Source organism: Streptomyces sp. NPDC033177 (genome assembly GCF_055577715.1).
In genome coordinates this window covers 349,525-365,758 of the sequence record NZ_JBVIPS010000006.1, presented here as the reverse complement: position 1 = coordinate 365,758, position 16,234 = coordinate 349,525, and the positions used below count along the sequence as shown (strand labels likewise).

14 protein-coding genes are annotated in these 16,234 nt (G+C 71.6%); 8 read left to right on the top strand and 6 right to left on the bottom strand.

The window, feature by feature from the left end; all coding sequences use genetic code 11:
- The first annotated feature begins 107 nt into the window (after positions 1-107).
- From ACZ5U5_RS22570 to ACZ5U5_RS22555, 4 genes are read left to right on the top strand one after another with little or no spacing between them, the layout of a single operon-like run.
- Complete coding sequence (locus tag ACZ5U5_RS22570; protein ID WP_469024453.1) at positions 108-602, top strand: hypothetical protein; 495 nt, start codon at positions 108-110, stop codon at positions 600-602.
- Entirely contained in the window at positions 599-1,666 is a 1,068-nt protein-coding gene (locus ACZ5U5_RS22565; RefSeq protein WP_469024451.1) for a peptidoglycan-binding protein, read from the top strand. The genes ACZ5U5_RS22570 and ACZ5U5_RS22565 overlap by 4 nt, the downstream gene beginning before the upstream one ends.
- On the top strand, positions 1,663-2,364 hold the full coding sequence (locus tag ACZ5U5_RS22560; protein WP_469024448.1) for an ABC transporter ATP-binding protein: 702 nt from the start codon (positions 1,663-1,665) through the stop codon (positions 2,362-2,364). Before ACZ5U5_RS22565 ends, ACZ5U5_RS22560 begins: the two co-directional genes overlap by 4 nt.
- On the top strand, positions 2,361-3,578 hold the full coding sequence (locus ACZ5U5_RS22555) for an ABC transporter permease (RefSeq protein WP_469024445.1): 1,218 nt from the start codon (positions 2,361-2,363) through the stop codon (positions 3,576-3,578). Before ACZ5U5_RS22560 ends, ACZ5U5_RS22555 begins: the two co-directional genes overlap by 4 nt.
- A 222-nt stretch (positions 3,579-3,800) precedes the next feature.
- Here the strand turns inward: ACZ5U5_RS22555 and ACZ5U5_RS22550 are convergent, their stop codons facing one another.
- The 4 genes from ACZ5U5_RS22550 to ACZ5U5_RS22535 form a co-directional block, all read right to left on the bottom strand.
- A complete protein-coding gene (locus tag ACZ5U5_RS22550) occupies positions 3,801-5,198 on the bottom strand; it encodes a PAS domain-containing protein (RefSeq protein WP_469024442.1) in 1,398 nt (465 codons plus the stop codon).
- Between the two features lie 457 nt (positions 5,199-5,655).
- Positions 5,656-7,263 (bottom strand): transporter, encoded by a 1,608-nt coding sequence (locus tag ACZ5U5_RS22545; protein WP_469024439.1) that lies wholly within the window; start codon positions 7,261-7,263, stop codon positions 5,656-5,658.
- Positions 7,260-8,063 carry an ABC transporter ATP-binding protein gene (locus ACZ5U5_RS22540; protein ID WP_469024436.1) on the bottom strand — a complete coding sequence of 268 codons (804 nt, stop codon included), beginning with the start codon at positions 8,061-8,063 and terminating at the stop codon, positions 7,260-7,262. Before ACZ5U5_RS22540 ends, ACZ5U5_RS22545 begins: the two co-directional genes overlap by 4 nt.
- Before the next feature lie 110 nt (positions 8,064-8,173).
- The gene (locus ACZ5U5_RS22535; RefSeq protein WP_469024432.1) at positions 8,174-8,821 is read right to left on the bottom strand and encodes a bifunctional DNA primase/polymerase; all 648 of its coding nucleotides are present in this window, start codon (positions 8,819-8,821) and stop codon (positions 8,174-8,176) included.
- A gap of 329 nt (positions 8,822-9,150) precedes the next feature.
- Between ACZ5U5_RS22535 and ACZ5U5_RS22530 the strand changes: the two genes are divergently transcribed.
- Complete coding sequence (locus tag ACZ5U5_RS22530; RefSeq protein ID WP_469024429.1) at positions 9,151-10,539, top strand: transcriptional regulator; 1,389 nt, start codon at positions 9,151-9,153, stop codon at positions 10,537-10,539.
- On the opposite strand, the gene ACZ5U5_RS22525 is transcribed toward ACZ5U5_RS22530, so the two are convergent.
- A complete protein-coding gene (locus ACZ5U5_RS22525) occupies positions 10,479-11,924 on the bottom strand; it encodes a hypothetical protein (protein WP_469024426.1) in 1,446 nt (481 codons plus the stop codon). The genes ACZ5U5_RS22530 and ACZ5U5_RS22525 overlap by 61 nt on opposite strands.
- On the opposite strand from ACZ5U5_RS22525, the gene ACZ5U5_RS22520 reads away from it, so the two are divergent.
- Positions 11,916-13,343 carry a hypothetical protein gene (locus tag ACZ5U5_RS22520; protein WP_469024423.1) on the top strand — a complete coding sequence of 476 codons (1,428 nt, stop codon included), beginning with the start codon at positions 11,916-11,918 and terminating at the stop codon, positions 13,341-13,343. The genes ACZ5U5_RS22525 and ACZ5U5_RS22520 overlap by 9 nt on opposite strands.
- A 25-nt stretch (positions 13,344-13,368) precedes the next feature.
- On the opposite strand, the gene ACZ5U5_RS22515 is transcribed toward ACZ5U5_RS22520, so the two are convergent.
- The gene (locus ACZ5U5_RS22515) at positions 13,369-14,643 is read right to left on the bottom strand and encodes an ABC transporter substrate-binding protein (RefSeq protein WP_469024420.1); all 1,275 of its coding nucleotides are present in this window, start codon (positions 14,641-14,643) and stop codon (positions 13,369-13,371) included.
- A gap of 117 nt (positions 14,644-14,760) precedes the next feature.
- On the opposite strand from ACZ5U5_RS22515, the gene ACZ5U5_RS22510 reads away from it, so the two are divergent.
- Positions 14,761-15,264 carry an SCO4402 family protein gene (locus ACZ5U5_RS22510; protein WP_469024417.1) on the top strand — a complete coding sequence of 168 codons (504 nt, stop codon included), beginning with the start codon at positions 14,761-14,763 and terminating at the stop codon, positions 15,262-15,264.
- A 67-nt stretch (positions 15,265-15,331) separates the two neighbouring features.
- Positions 15,332-16,216 (top strand): formyltetrahydrofolate deformylase, encoded by an 885-nt coding sequence (gene purU, locus ACZ5U5_RS22505; protein WP_469024415.1) that lies wholly within the window; start codon positions 15,332-15,334, stop codon positions 16,214-16,216.
- Positions 16,217-16,234: the final 18 nt, after the last annotated feature.

Genomic DNA, 16,234 nt, shown 5'->3' with positions numbered 1-16,234 from the left:
CCTGAAGTGCACCTTTCGTCGGTGTAAGCGTCTCCGTTGAGAGAAACGAAACCTCCCTTCCCGCCAGCCTGAGCGCGACAGCAAGACGTGAGAAGTGAGGGGAAGCCATGAGGACTCGCAGGACTCGTACGCGCTCAGCGGCCATCGCATCGGGCATCGCCGCCCTCGCCCTGTTCACCGGAGCCTGCTCCTCCGGCGGCGACAGCGGCAGCCAGGACAAGGCCGACGGCGGCAAGGGCAAGCAGGCCGACGCCGCCTTCAAGGAGCGCGAGTGCCTGCGCAAGCACGGCCTCAAGGTCCCCGAGCCCAAGGCGGGCGAGGACACCCGCGGCATCACCATCGGCGGCGACCTGAGCAAAGAGAAGATGGAGGCTGCGATGAAGGACTGCACCGGCAAGAGCGGCGGCGCGGGCGCCCGCGGTCCCTCGCAGGCCGACAAGGACAAGATGCTCAAGTACGCCCAGTGCATGCGCAAGAACGGCTTCAACATGCCCGACCCGAAGTTCGAGGGCGGCGCCATGGAAGCCCAGAAGATCCCCAAGGGCGCCGAGGCGAAGAAGATGGAGAAGGCCGCCAAGGCGTGCAAGGACATCGTCGCGTGAGGCGCCGCACCGCCGTCGTCGCCACCGTCGTCGCCCTCATCGCGATCACCGGCGGCGGCGTCGCCGTCACCGCCCTCGCCGACAACGGCAAGGCAGGGTCCACGCAGCAGGACGCCGGGCTCCCGCCCGCCACCGCCGCCGTCGAACGCGGCGACCTCAGCAGCGGCACCCAGGCCGACGGCACCCTCGGCTACGCCAAGGAACGCAAGGTCAACGCCGGCACCACCGGCACCCTCACCTGGTCCGCGGGCAGCGGCTCGACGATCAAGCGGGACGGACGCCTGTACGAGGTCAACGGCGTCCCGGTACGCCTCATGTACGGCACCGAGCCCATGTACCGCACGCTGAGGACCGGCGACGAGGGCAACGACGTACGCCAGCTCGAAGAGAACCTCCAGGCGCTCGGGTACGGCGCCGGGCTCGCCGTCGACGACGAGTACACGGCGGGTACGGCGGCAGCCGTCAAGCAGTGGCAGAAGGCCCACGACCAGAAGCAGACGGGCCGCGTCGGCCCCGACCAGATCGCCTTCTCGCCCGGCGGCGTCCGCGTGAAGTCCACCGAGTCGGCCGTCGGCGACCAGGTCGCTCCGGGCAAACCGGTGCTCAGCACGACCGGTTCGGAGCGGGTCGTACGTTTCCAGCTCGACGTCGCCGAGGGGAAGCTCGCCAAGGTGGGCACCAAGGTCACCGTGGACCTCCCGGACGGCACGACCGCCAAGGGGAAGGTCGCCTCCGTCGGCAAGACCGCCAAGCCGGGCGACGACCCGGCCGACAAGACCCCCAAGATCCCGGTCACCGTCTCCTTCGACGACCCCGGCAAGGTCGACGGATTCGACCAGTCCCCCGTCACCGTCAACCTCACCGGCGAGACCCGCGAGAACGTCCTCTCCGTCCCCGTCAACGCCCTCCTCGCGCTGCCCGGCGGCGGCTACGGCGTCCAGGTCGTCGAGAACGGCCGCGCCCGCCAGGTGAAGGTCGAACTCGGCATGTTCGGCCAGGGACGCGTCGAGGTCACCGGGGGCGGACTCAAGGCCGGCACGAAGGTCGGGGTGCCCAAGATATGAGCACCGTCGTGGAGTTGGGCGGGGTCACCAAGGCGTACCCGGGCGGGGTCGCCGCCCTGCGCGGCGTGGACCTCAGGGTGGAGGAGGGCGAACTCCTCGCCATCGTCGGCCCCTCCGGCTCCGGCAAGTCGACCCTGCTGCACATCATCGGCACCCTGGACCGTCCTTCGGAGGGCTCCGTGGCCATCGCGGGACACGACATCGCCACGCTCGCCGACCGCAGCCTTTCCGCACTGCGCGCCCGGCACATCGGCTTCGTGTTCCAGGCGTTCCACCTCGTGCCGGGGATCAGCGCGCGCGACAACGTGGCGGAGGGGCTCCTGTACTCGGGCCTCTCGCGCGGGGAGCGCCGCGCGAGAGCCGCCGACGCCCTTGACCGCGTCGGCCTCGCCGACCGCATGAAACACCGCCCGCACGAACTCTCCGGCGGCCAGAAGCAACGCGTCGCCATCGCGCGTGCGGTGGTCGGTGCGCCGGACCTGCTCCTCGCGGACGAGCCGACGGGAGCTTTGGACTCCGCGTCCGGCGAGGCGGTGATGGAACTCCTCCACGATCTCAACGCCGAGGGCGCCACCATCGCCGTCATCACGCACGACACGGAGATCGCCGAACGGCTGCCGCGGCAGGTGCGGATCCGGGACGGACAGGTGGTGGCGGATGTCCGCTCCTCGACGGGGTCGGAGGTGTTCGCCGGATGATCCGTACGAAGCGCGTGAAACATGTACGGCTGAAGGCGGCGCGGCTCGGGCCGCGGGACGTGCTCCACGTGGGCTCGGCGGGCCTCCGCAGCCGCCCCGTGCGGGTCGTGCTCTCCGCACTCGGCATCGCCATCGGGATCGCCACGATGATCGCCGTGGTGGGCATCTCCTCCTCCAGCAAGGCGCAACTCATGCGTGAACTGGACGAATTGGGCACGAACATGCTGGTCGCCGCCCCCGGGGAGCCGATGTTCTCCGGCGAGAAGGTCGTGCTCCCGCGCGACGCCGCCGGACGGGTCTCCCGCATCGAGGGCGTCCAGGACGTCGGCGCGACCGGCGACCTCGACCACAGCGTGCGGCGCAGCGAGAAGATCCCCGAGGACGAGACCGGCGGTATCGCCGTCAAGGCGGCGACCGAGGGCCTGCTGAAGGTGCTGCGGGGCGAGATGGGGCACGGCACGTGGTTCAACGCGGCCAACAGCCGCTACCCCTCGATCGTCCTCGGCCATGTCGCGGCCGACCGCCTCGGCATCACGGAGCCCGGACAGCAAGTCTGGGTGGAGGACCGCTACTTCACGGTCGTCGGCATCCTCGACCCGCTGCCGCTCTCGCCCGACGTGGAGCGCTCGGCCCTCGTGGGCTGGGAGGCGGCGAAGACCGAACTCGGCTTCGACGGCCGCCCCACGTCAGTGTACGAACGGTCGACCGACGCCTCCGTGCACGATGTCCGCAAGCTGCTCGCCGCGTCGATCGACCCGGAGAACCCGCGCAACGTCCAGGTGACGGACCCCTCTTCGGCCCTCCAGGCGAAGGCGGCGACGGAAGGCGCCTTCTCCACACTGCTGCTCGGCCTCGGCGGGATCGCGCTGCTGGTGGGCGGAGTCGGCGTGGCCAACACCATGATCATTTCGGTCCTGGAACGCCGGTACGAGATCGGCCTGCGCCGCTCCATGGGGGCGACGAAGGGGCAGATCCGCATCCAGTTCGTGACGGAGTCCCTCCTGCTGTCGGGCCTCGGCGGTCTCGCGGGAATCGCCATCGGCGCGGCGGCGACGGCCGCGTACGCGGTGTCCGGCGGGCTCCCCTGGGTGGTCCCCCTATGGGCCGTGACCGGCGGCTTCGGAGCGACGCTGGCGATCGGCACGGTGGCGGGCCTCTACCCGGCGGTACGAGCAGCCCGCCTCTCCCCAACATTGGCGCTGCACGCGGCCTAGCCGGCCGGGCGGCCGGATTCCAGGCCCCGGGGGAGCCGGGCCAACGGGGCGGCTGCGCCGGCCGCACGGACCTCAGGCCCCGGGCGGAGCCTGGCTTGGCTGGCGGGTGGGCCCTGAACCGCCGCTGCGCGGCGCATTCCCCCAGCCGCCCACCCGTTTGCCCGGCGTTGGATGATCACCCACTCGACGCGCCGCGGGGCGATCGGGTGGGCAGGGGAGCCGTCAGCCGCTCAGGACCCCCGCCAGGTCAAGCGAGGCCGCAACCCTCGCCGAGACGCTCTCCGCGTACACCGCATCCGCCCGCTCGAACTGCGTGCGGCTCGCGCCCCGCAGGAACGTCACCACCCCCAGCGTCCGCCCCCGACTCCGCAACACCGCGCACAGCGCATGCACCGTGTCCTCCGGCCACTGCCTGACCGCCGCCCACTCCCGGGCACGCTCCGGCGGCGCGGTCCCCGCACTGGCCCGCACGGAACCCACCCGGTTCACGCACTGCGGGGCCGGGTGACCCTCCAGATAACGGACGGGAAGCCCCGCCTTGGCCACCGGCAGGCACGGCCCCGGAGCACCGGCAGGCGTGGCGGCGACGCGAATCAGCCGTACCGGCTCCGCACCCCCTGCACCCCCCGCACCCGCCGCCTCTCCCGCCACCAGATCGATCAACGCGTGGTCGGCGAACCCGGCAAGGGCGAAGTCCAGCTGGACCGTCGCCGCCTCCATCGGATCCTCGCACTCACCCGCGGCCCGCGCCGCCCGGTGCAACTGCTGGGAACGAAAACGGAGTTGCGCCGCCTCCTGCTCGGTCTGCTTCGCCTCCGTCACGTCCAGGAAGAGCCAGGCGACCCCCAACGGCACCGGCTCCTCCGCGAGCGGCGACGCGAGACGCAGAAAGCCGCTGCGCCAGCAACGCCGCTCCGGCTCACCGCTCTCCGTGGCCCGCACCGACACCCACATCTCGGCGGGCGCGGGCGGCGCCCCCTCGGCGAGCACATGACTCAGCGCGCTCTCCAGCTCCTCCACACCCTGCCCGAGCAACTCCCCGAGGGGCCGCCCCAGTAACGCCGTACGCCCCATGCCCAAGGACCGCGCGGCATGTTCGTTCGCCACGGCGGGGCGCAGATCCGCGTCGACGAGCACCACACCCCACGAGGCGTTCTCGAACAGCGCCTCGCTCAGCGCGATGGAACGCTCCAGGTCGATCTGCGCGTGAACCTCGCTGAACGCGCAGTACACCCCCGCGGGCTTCCCGTCCCCGCCCCGCACGGCGGCGGACTGCGTCCGCACGAGCACCCGCCCGCCGTCCTTGGTGAGAAGGGCGAACTCGTGCACCTGCCGCCCATGCGCCTCCATGGACGACATCAGCCGGTCCTCGACCTCCTCGGCGTCGGCGGTCCGCACCGCCCACCCCGCGAACCCCTGCCGCCCGACGGCCTCCGCCGCCGACCACCCGAGAATCCGCTCGGCCTCACGATTCCAGTGCGTCACCACCCCGTCGGCATCGAACGCACACAGGGCGGCGTCCATCCCGTCCAGCAATGCCGCAAGCAATTCGGCCCCACCGGGCTCGGGCTCTTCAGGCCCCAACTCGTCGGTGGTCCCGCTACGCCGGGAAGCACTCACCTGGCACCCCCTGCAGGCCGTGTCCTCATGAGCTGCATGTTCTGCGAGTTCCGCGTATACCGCACGTCAGATCATTGAACTCGAACGTGACGCAGCCCACAGCCACTTCCCAGAAGTCGGACGAAATCGTTGCCCCCAAAGCGCTGTGCAAAGCCCTGAATAAATCGCTTGTGCGACGGACGGGGCCGTTCCTAGGGTGGCACGTACACATGAAGGGAGGTGGTTCGGCAGATGCATGGAAACCGGACGCGTGAGGTGACTGCGGGCTAGTGGCCCGTCGTCGCAACTCGATTTCGGCGCCGGACCAGCACGTGTGATGTGCGTGCGACCGGCCCAATCCCAAGCAGTCACCCGACCCGCGAGCCGCCGGTGAGTCCGGCCGGCTTCCCGCCGTCTCGTACGGCGGGGACCACGGCTCGCGGGTCGTCTGCGTTCCAAGGCCCCGCGATGTCGCCCCTCAGCCCTTGCTGACCGCCGTGAGGATCTCCGGCAGCCGCCTCGCCACCCTCGGTGCCGCGAGCCGCAGGCCGACGTACGTGATCAGCGCGCCGTAGGCACCGCCCAGCGGCAGCAGGACCCAGGACCAGGAGCTCTCGCCCGAGACGTGCAGCCAGATCGTGAAGGCGAGCACCGGGGCGCAGAGCAGGGCCGCGGCGACCATGCCCCCGAAGATCGAGATCCAGGCCAGGCCCGCCTGTCCGGGGGCCACGTTCTTGTAGCCCTCCTGCGGGATCGAGTAGGGGAAGCGCGCCGACGACCAGGCGCCGGTCGCCAGCATCGCGCCGAGCAGGGCGAAGGAGAGGCCGAGCCCCTCCGCCAGGCCGGTCCAGTCGCCGAGCACGGCCGCCGTGATGACCGTCACCAGCGTCGCGTACGGGAGGGTGATCAGGAGGAGGGCCAGCGCGCGAGCCCGGAGTTCCACGTAGGCGTCATACGTCGACGAGATCGTCATCGCGACCATCCAGAACGCCGACGTGTCCTGGCCGAACTGGTTGTACATCAGGACGCCCAGCATCCCGGCCGCGAAGCACGCGAAGTAGATGGAGCCGGTCCCTTGCAGGGCGTTGAAGAGCGGCACGATGAGGCCGATGGCCAGGGACGTCACCCAGGCCGCCTTCGTCTTGGGGTCGCGCCACACGTAGCGCAGGCTGCGTTCCATGACCGTGCCGGTGCGGCCGCCGGGGAGCAGGCGTCCCAGGCCGTGTGCCGCGCGTGCCTTGGTGGGTTCCGCCGCCGTGAGGGTCGAGCCGTCGGGGGTGGTCATGAGGTGGGTCAGGCTGCGCTGCCAGAGGGCGAGGAGGGCGGCGAGGGCCGCCGCGCTCAGCGCGAGTTGGGCGATCCCGGTGGCGTACGCGCCCTCGCTGACCGAGTCGACGGCGCCGATCGCCGACGCGGGCGGGACCCAGCGCACGACATCCGCCGCCGGGTCGAGTTGCGAGAGCCCCGACGAACCGAGGCGCTGCGCACCGAAGTTGACGACCTGCGCGCCGACCGCGATGAGCAGGCCGCTCAGGACGGCCAGATCGCGTCCCTTGCGGCTGGTCAGGAGGCGGATGTTGGCGGCGGCGACGGTGCGCGCGAGGGCCACGCAGATGAGCAGGGTGAGGGCGATGGCCACGACGCCGGTGACGGCGGCCGTCGCGCCGTGGGCGAGCGCGATGACCGAGCCGAGCGCGAGGCAGAGGGTGAAGAGCGGGCCGATGCCGACCAGGGAGGCGACGAGGAGCGCGCGCACCAGGGGGCGGGGGCGCAGCGGCAGCATGACCAGGCGGGTGGGGTCGAGGGTCTCGTCGCCGCCGGCGAAGAACAGCGGCATCACCGCCCAGCCGAGCGCGAGCACGGCGGCGAGCAGGACGGAGACGGTGGCGGCGTGTTCGTTGCCGCGCAGCGCGATCAGGCCGAGGAGCTGGAGGGCGGCGACGAGGAGCGCGGCGACGACGGACGCGATGTAGGCGGCGCGGCGGCCGGTCGACTGGTGCAGGCCGTTGCGCAGGAGCGAGAGCTTCAGGCGTACGAAGACCGGGGTGATGGAGGGGGCGGACGCGGCCACGGGTGGCGTGCTCATCGGGTGCCGCCGCCCAGCCAGTCGAGGTGCGATCCGGTGTCGCGGGCGTTCGCGCCGACCAGTTCGAGGAACGCCTGCTGGAGCGAGGGGGAGTCGCCGCGCACCTCGGCGAGGGTGCCCTGGGCGCGGATGCGGCCCGCGGCCATCACGGCGACCCAGTCGCAGAGCGATTCGACGAGTTCCATGACGTGCGAGGAGAAGACGACGGTGGCGCCGGACGCGGTGTAGCGCTCCAGGACGCCGCGGATGGTCTGCGCGGAGACCGGGTCGACGCCTTCGAAGGGCTCGTCGAGGAAGAGGACCTCGGGGTTGTGGAGCAGGGCCGCGGCGAGGCCGATCTTCTTGCGCATGCCGGTCGAGTAGTCGACGACGAGTTTGTGCTGGGCGCCGGCGAGGTCCAGTACGTCGAGGAGCTGGGTGGCTCTCTTGTCGACCTCGTCGCCGGGGAGCCCCCGCAGGCGCCCGGTGTAGGCGAGTAGTTCGCGTCCCGAGAGGCGTTCGAAAAGGCGCAGGCCCTCGGGGAGGACGCCGATACGGGCCTTGACCTGGACGGGGTCGGTCCACACGTCGTGGCCGACGACTTCGACCGTGCCCCGGTCGGGGCGCAGGAGTCCGGTGACCATCGAGAGGGTGGTGGTCTTGCCGGCGCCGTTCGGGCCGACGAGGCCGATGAACTTGCCGGCGGGGAGGGTGAGGTCGATCCCGGCGACGGCGATCTGCTGGCCGAAGGCCTTCCACAGCCCTTGCACTCTCACCGCCGCGGGCGGTACTGCCTCGGTCACCTTGGTCACTTCGGTCACCGTGTCCGCCTTTCGTCGCCGTTTCCGCACGATACGTCGGCGAGAAGCACAAACGCCGGACGGGAGCTGGAAAACCAGCCCGTCCGGCGTCCGTGCGCCCCGGGGACGCGCTACCGCCGGGCCTCGCGCCCGCACGCGTACGCAAGCGGCGAGATGATCTCCTCCGCGTCGGGGAGCCAGCGGTTCGCGGGGGTGGGGCGGCAGGCCCACTGCACGGCGCCGGTCGCGCCGAACCGGGTCGGCGGCGCGGCGACATAGGCACCCTCGCCGAGTGAGACAAGGTCGATCGCCGCGGGCGGCCAGCCCAGCTTGCGTACCAGGTCAGGGACCTTGGCGGTGGCGCCGGGGAGGACGAAGAACTGCATCCGGCGGTCGGGCGTGCAGGTCACGGGGCCGAGCGTCAGCTGCATCCGCTCCATGCGGGCGAGCGCGAGGAACCCGGCCGTCTCCGGCACGTCGATGGCGTCGAACGTACGGCCTGTCGGCAGCAGGATCGACGACTTCGGCTGCTTGGACCAGAGCCGCTTGGCGCCGGTCGCGCTGCCCGTCGCCTGTGTCGCCCAGTCCTCGCGCGCCGGGTGCGAACCGGGTGTCGTGCACGCGGTGTCACCGCACGAGCAGATCTCGGCCCCCTCGACGGACTCCAGCCACGTCCCGGGGAACACGTCCCAGTGGCGCTCTTCCGCGTATCGCACGGCCGTGTCCAGCAAGGATTCTCCGCGCTGCTTCGGGATGTGCGCGGCTGACGTGACTCCCATGGTCTCTTCCACGGACTTCTCAACTCCGCCCGACACCTACGGTTACGGCCCGCGCGTGCGCGGGGGCGGAGCATCGATCCTGCACGTGGGGCGCATGGGTGCACGGGCGGGGGCGCGCATGGGGAATGGGTTCCATGTGCGGGTAGCCAAGGCTGGGGCACTCCGAAGAAGCCCGGTTGTCGTCGGTTACCGACTCGGTTACCGACTTATCGTCCGTTTGTGGTGCATCTTCCGTTTGTCCCAAGGGCATTGATCATCTGGGGTGGCTGATTCCGGCCCCTCTGTCCGGTCCGTCCAGATGAACCACGGTGCACATCAGGGGGTACGCCATGGCCGCAAGGCCGCTCGTCGCGCGGCAGCCCAACGAAAGGCTGCAGGCACTCATTCAGGAAGCGGGCTGCTCGAACGCGGGCCTGGCCCGCCGGGTCAACATGTGCGGCGCGGAGCACGGTCTCGATCTGCGCTACGACAAGACGTCGGTCGCCCGGTGGCTGCGCGGTCAGCAGCCGCGCGGCAGGGCGCCCGGCATCATCGCGGAGGCCCTCGGCCGCAAGCTCGGCAGGACCGTCACGATCGACGAGATCGGCATGGCGAACGGCAAGAACCTCGCCTCCGGCGTCGGTCTGCAGTTCTCGCCCACCGTGCTCGGCGCCATCGAGCAGGTCTGCGAGCTGTGGCGCAGCGACGTGGGGCGGCGGGACTTCCTGTCCGGCTCGTCCGTCGCCTCGTCCGCGCTCGTCGAGCCGAGCCGCGACTGGCTGATCTCGTCGCCGGACGCGCAGGTCGGCCGGATGGCCGGCCCGCGGGTCGGGCTCTCCGACGTGGCGGCGGTGCGGGCCATGACGGACGCCCTGACGCAACTCGACCACCAGTACGGCAGCGGGCACGTGCGTCCGGTCGTCGTGCACTACCTGAACAGCGTGGTGTCGGGGCTGCTCGCCGGTTCCTACCGCGAGGCGGTGGGGCGTGAACTGTTCGCCGCCGTCGCACGGTTGACGGAACTCGCCGGGTACATGGCGGTGGACACGGGCCAACCCGGCCTGGCCCAGCGCTATTACATCCAGGCGCTGCGCCTCGCGCAGGCAGCGGGAGACCGCGGGTACGGCGGTTACGTACTTGCCGCGTCCATGAGCCACCTCGCGGCCCAGCTCGGGAACCCGCGGGAGATCGCGCAGTTGGCGCGGGCGGCCCAGGAGGGGACGCGCGGGCGGGTCACCCCGCGCGCGGAGGCCATGTTCTACGCCGCCGAGGCCAGGGGGCACGCGCTGCTCGGGGACGGGCGTTCGACGCAGGTCGTCGCGGGCCGTGCGGTCGAGGCGATGGACCGGGCGTCCGGGGAAGCGGAATCGGGCGACGACCCGGTGTGGATCAAGCACTTCGACCACGCCTACCTGGCCGACGAACTGGCCCACTGCCACCGTGACTTGGGGCAGGCGGACGCGGCGGCCCGCAGCGCCGAGGAGTCCCTCGCGGGGCATCCGGAGACACGGGCGCGGCGGCGGGCGATCGGCCTGGTCCTGCTCGCCACGGCGCAGGTGCAGCGGCGTGACATCGAGCAGGCGTGCCACACGGGCCTGAAGGCGGTCGAACTGCTCGGCACGCTGCGGTCGAACCGCGGCGCCGAGTATCTGGAGGACCTTCAGCAGCGGCTCGCTCCTTACCGCGAGGAGCCGGTGGTAAGGGAGTTCGGGGCGCGGATGGACGTCCAGGCGGCGTGAAAGAGTGCGGGATCGGGTGCGTGAAGGGTTTGTGACGTGTGTCGCGCTCCGGTGAACGTGGCCCGTCCCGGCCCTTTCCGTACCGTGAACGGCAACTCCCGTGCGCGTTCGAAACTCCCTGGTGACGTAATCAGCGTTTCGCGGAGAGCTTTTGTTACTTCCGCGATTGATGCGGTCGCGGAGGTTTGAGCTGCGTGGCAGACGGCTGTGGCGACCCGGTAGCGTGAGCCGACGGTTCCGTAGGTCCCCCATTCGTAGGAGTCCCGGTGACGCAGCAAGGCGGGCAGGGTGCCGCTTCCTCCGATCCGCATTCCGCGGACCGGCACGCGCACGAAGGCATCGTGCTGCCTGCCGACGGAAGCGAGCCCCTGATGCCCGGCACCACCGGCGACCACGTGGCCCCCGCGGGCGGCAGCCCCTGGGGCCAGCCGTGGGGCCCGACCCCTGCGGACCCGCCCCCCGGCTCGGCCCAACCCTGGGACGCCCCCCAGCAGCAGTACGGCACGACCACCCCCTCGCCCGCCGAGAGCGCCCAGCACCAGGACTACGCACAGGACGCTGCGTACGGGGGCGGTCCTGCGGGCGGCTCGTACGGGGGTCAGGGCACGTACGGCGGTCAGCCGCAGGGCGGTTCGTACGGCAGTCAGGCTCCTGACGGTACGTACGGCGGTCAGGCTTCGGGCGGTGCTTACGGCGGCGCTTACGGGGCCCAGCCGCAGGACGGTTCTTATGGGTCGGCGCAGGGCGCGGGCGCACCGTACGGGGGCCAGCCACAGGGCGGGCAGTACGGGGGTCAGCCTGCGGGGCACGCTCAGGGCGGTCAGCACGCGGGGCAGCCTGCGGGGCCTTCGCAGGGTGCGCAGTACGGGGGCCAGTCCCAGGGTGGCCAGCACGCGGGTCAGCCTCAGGGTGGCCAGCACGCAGGGCAGCCGCAGGGCGGTCAGCACGGGGCGCAGGCGTACGCCGGTCAGCCTGTGGGTCTGCCTCAGGGCGGTCAGCGCGCAGGGCAGCCGCAGGGCGGTCAGAACGGGGCGCAGTCGTACGCCGGTCAGCCTGCGGGTCTGCCTCAGGGCGGTCAGCGCGCAGGGCAGCCGCAGGGTGGGCAGCACGCGGGTCAGCCGCAGGGTGGGCAGCACGCGGGTCAGCCGCAGGGTGGGCAGCACGCGGGTCAGCCGCAGGGTGGCCAGCACGCAGGGCAGCAGCAGGGCGGTCAGCACGGGGCGCAGTCGTACGCCGGTCAGCCCGCGGGTCTGCCTCAGGGCGGCCAGCACGCAGGGCACGCTCAGGGCGGCCAGCACGCGGGCCACCAGGGCGGGCAGTACGGGGGTCAGTCCCAGGGGGGCCAGCACGCAGCGCAGTCCCAGGGCGGCCAGCACGTGAGTCATGCGCAGGGCGGTCAGCCTGCGGCGCAGTCGCACGGCGGTCAGCCCGCGGGTCTGCCGCAGGGCGGCGCGCACGCGAGACAGGCGGCAGGTGGCGCCCACGCCGGGCAGCCCGCCAACGCCTCCTCCTACCCCGGCCGGCCCGCCGACGCCTCGTACCCCGGCCAACCCTCCAACGCCTCGTACCCCGGGCAGTCGGGGCAGCCGCTTCCCCCAGCCGGGCAGCTTCCGCCCGCCGCACAGGCGGGGCAGCTTCCCGGTGGCTCCGGTGGCGCCCCCCTGCCGCCCGTCGCAGGCGGTCTCGCGCCGCTCGCGCCCGCCGGTGCGGGTGACGCGGACGCGACGCAGTACATACCCGCCACGCCCGCCGCAGGCGCTGGCGCAGGCGCCGGCGTCGACGAAGGTGCCACCCAGTACATACCCCCCGTCGCCCCCGGCGCCCTGCCGCCCGAGGCGCCCGCCGGGGAAGCCACGCAGTTTCTGGGCAGCACGCCGATGCCCCCGGCGGCCGGTTCCGACAACGAGCCCACGCAGTTCATCGCCCCCGTGCCCGCCGAGCCCGGCAAGGCACCCTTCGGGATACGGCCCGGCGCCCCGGGTGACCGGCAGCCGCCCGCCGAGTTCGACAGCCTCTTCCGCACCGAGGCAGCGGAAGACGAAGGCCCCGCGTCCACCCAGCAGATGCCCCGCTTCGAGCCGCCGCAGCCCGCGGGCCACGGCCAGGGCGGTGGCGACGGCGGCGGCCGGGCCGCACGCCGGGCCGCCGCCGCGGCCCCCGCGGCACGCGGCGGAGGCCGCACCGGGTCGAAGGTGCCGCTCTTCGCGGCCGTCGGAGTGGTGATCGCGCTGGTCGGCGTCGGAGCGGGCGCCCTCCTCAGCGGCGGTGGCGGCGACGAGGAGAAGGACAGTCCGCAGACCGTCTCCGAGTCCGCGCCCGCCGACGAGAAACCCTCGCCCTCCGTCGACCCCGCCAAGGAGCAGGCCGTCGCCCTGGACAAGCTCCTGGCCGACAGCAACAACAGCCGTGACTCGGTGATCGGCGCCGTACGCAACGTAGGAAAGTGCACCGACCTCGCCCAGTCCGCGACCGATCTGCGCAACGCGGCCAAGCAGCGCAACGGCCTGGTCACGCGCCTCTCACAGCTCTCCGTGGACAAGCTCCCGGCCAACGCCCAGCTGACGGCCTCCCTCACCAAGGCGTGGAAGGCGTCCGCCGCGGCCGACAACCACTACGCCGCGTGGGCGGGCCAGGTCGCGGGCAAGAAGGGCTGCAAGAAGGGCCACGCCCGCACGACGCCGCAGGCGGTCGCCGCGAACAAGTCGAGCGGCGAGGCGACCACGGCCAAGCAGGAAGCGGCCGGGCTGTGGAACGCCATCGCCAAGCAGTACGGCCTCACCACGCGCGACAAGTCACAGCTCTGACGCGTCGCCGAGGCCGCGGAGCGGGTTACGTCACCTGCTCCAGCGTCTTCGAGACGTTCACGAAGCCCTTGCGCGCCGGCACGAGGCGGCCGTCGCGCACCATCTGGAACGTGACGTCGGCGTTGACCAGGCGCGGGAAGTCGCTGGCCGCGAGCATGTCCTTGAAGCGCCAGCTCAGGGTGGGCGTGAGCCCGCCCGTCTCCACCTTGAGCCCTTCGTCGAGGGCCCGCCGCAGCGTCCGCGAGGAGACCTCGCCGCCCTCCAGCGACTCGACGGTCTGCTTGAGGACGGTGTACGCGATGTACGTCGTCTGCACGCCCGCGTCCGTCGGGTCGACCCGGTTGTCGCCGAATGCCTGCCGGCGGATGACCTCGCGCATGTCGTCCCAGCGCGGATCGCTGGCCGCCGGGTACCAGCCGGTGAGGTAGGCGCCTTCGTACGGTCCGTTGCCGCCGCCCGTGCGGTCGACGAGGGACTGGTCGACGCTGCCGAGCACGGAGGAGATCTTCGCGGTCGGGTACGCGTCCTCGGTGCGCCGGTAGGAGTCGTAGAACGTGTCCGTGCGCTCGCCGAGGGCCGCCGTCACGCAGCCCCCGGTGCCAGCGCGCTCCAGCGCCTGCTCGGCCTGCGCGGTGAAGTCGGTGCCGTCCTCGGGTGCCCGTATGTCGGCGGCGGGCTTGTGGCGGCCCTCGGCGAGGCCCGCGTCCAGAAGCCCGGGGAGGTCGTCGCCGGCGATCGTGTCGGGGCGTACGAGGGAGACACGCTCGCAGCGGCCGGCGAGCTGACGGCCGTTGCCCGCCATGAGCGCCGGTTCGCCGCCGTTGACGGGATACGACAGGGGGCTGCTGAACTCCTCGTCGGTGACGCCGTACCCGCCGATGTAGGGGATGCCGGCGACTTCGAGGGGGGAGAGGAAGGAGCGGCCGTGCTGGCTGTAGGAGCCGACGACGGCCGCGACCTCCTCGTCGACCGCCTTGCGGGCGCAGTCGGCGGCGCCCACCGGGTCGTTGTGGTCGTTGCAGGTGATGACCTTGAGCTCGCGGCCGTCGAGGCCGCCGTTCGCGTTGACCCAGCGCGCGTAGGCCTGCGCCATCGCGGGGATTCCGGGCTTGTTCGTGGCCTTGGTCTTCTCGGGGGCCCAGGTCATGACGGTCACGGGGTCTTCCCTGGATCCCCCCGTGGAACCAGGGATGACCCCGCACGCGGTGGTCAGGGACGCACCCGCCGCCACCAGGGCGGTCGCGGTGAGGATTGCGGTCTTGGAGGGGCGGGGGAGCAACGTGCGTCGCGAGACGGGCATGGTCCTGCACGATTCCGCCGCAGTGCCAACCATGGAGTGACGCGTTCTCAACGCATGGTGACAAGAAGGTGAATGACAGGGGCCGATTCGGCTGCGTCGAGGGGGAACGTACGATCGATGACCGTGCAAGGTTCGGAGAACTCTTCCCGTCGCGGCCGTCGCTCAAGCACCATGGGCGGCATGCCAACGAACGACATGCCATGGTGGCGCTGGCGCAGCAACGTGCGCTCGGCTCTTCACATGCTCTCCGACCCGGGGTTCCAGCGTGAGTGCTGGCTCGCCGGGCGCGAGGAGTACGGGGACGTGACCGACGCCGTGTACCGCTTGGTCGAGGACACGTGGCTCGACAACTGGTCCGCCGAGAAGTACGTCGGGACGATCTTCCGTGACGCGGAGGAGGCGGCCCTCGTCGACACCGCGGTGCTGCGGGTCCTGCGGATCATGCACGAGGTGGGCCCGGACGCGCTGGTGTCCGCCTATCTCGATCACCCGGGGTGGCCGGAGGCGGTCCGCGCCGCGCGCGAGGCCCATGTGCGGCTCGCCGCGAGTGACGGGGAGAACCCCGACGAGGCTCCCCGGACACTTGAGGTCCTGCGCATCCTCACCCGGTCGGCGAGCTAGGCACTTCCCCGTCCGGGGCTTGGACCGTGGTCCCGTGGGGTGCCCTGATTGTGGGAACCTTGGGCGCATGAACGAGAAGGTCCCCGCGCCCGTCCCCGCCCCCGCTGAGCAGTACGTCCTCACCCTCTCCTGCCCGGACAAGCAGGGCATCGTGCACGCCGTGTCGAGCTACCTCTTCATGACCGGCTGCAACATCGAGGACAGCCAGCAGTTCGGTGACCACGACACCGGGCTCTTCTTCATGCGCGTCCACTTCTCGGCGGAGCCGCCGGTGACGGTCGAGAAGCTGCGGGCGAGCTTCGCCGCGATCGGTGACTCCTTCCACATGGACTGGCAGGTGCACCGCGCCGACGACAAGATGCGCGTCGTCCTGCTCGTGTCGAAGTTCGGGCACTGCCTGAACGACCTCCTCTTTCGCTCGCGCATCGGCGCGCTGCCGGTCGAGATCGCCGCGGTCGTCTCGAACCACACGGACTTCGCCGAGCTCGTCGCCTCGTACGACATCCCCTTCCACCACGTCCCGGTGACGAAGGAGAACAAGGCGCAGGCCGAGGCGCAGATCCTGGAACTCGTGCGCGCGGAGAACGTGGAGCTCGTCGTCCTGGCCCGCTACATGCAGGTCCTTTCGGACGACTTCTGCAAGCAGCTCAGCGGCCGGATCATCAACATCCACCACTCCTTCCTGCCGAGCTTCAAGGGCGCGAAGCCGTACCACCAGGCGCACGCGCGCGGTGTGAAGCTGATCGGCGCGACCGCCCACTATGTGACGGCGGACCTCGACGAGGGCCCGATCATCGAGCAGGAGGTCGAGCGCGTCGGCCACGGCGTCACGCCGAACCAGCTGGTCGCGATCGGCCGGGACGTGGAGTGCCAGGCGCTCGCGCGCGCCGTGAAGTGGCATGCCGAGCGCAGGATCCTGCTCAACGGCCACCGCACGGTCGTCTTCGCCTGACCCCTCCGGGGTCCCGCG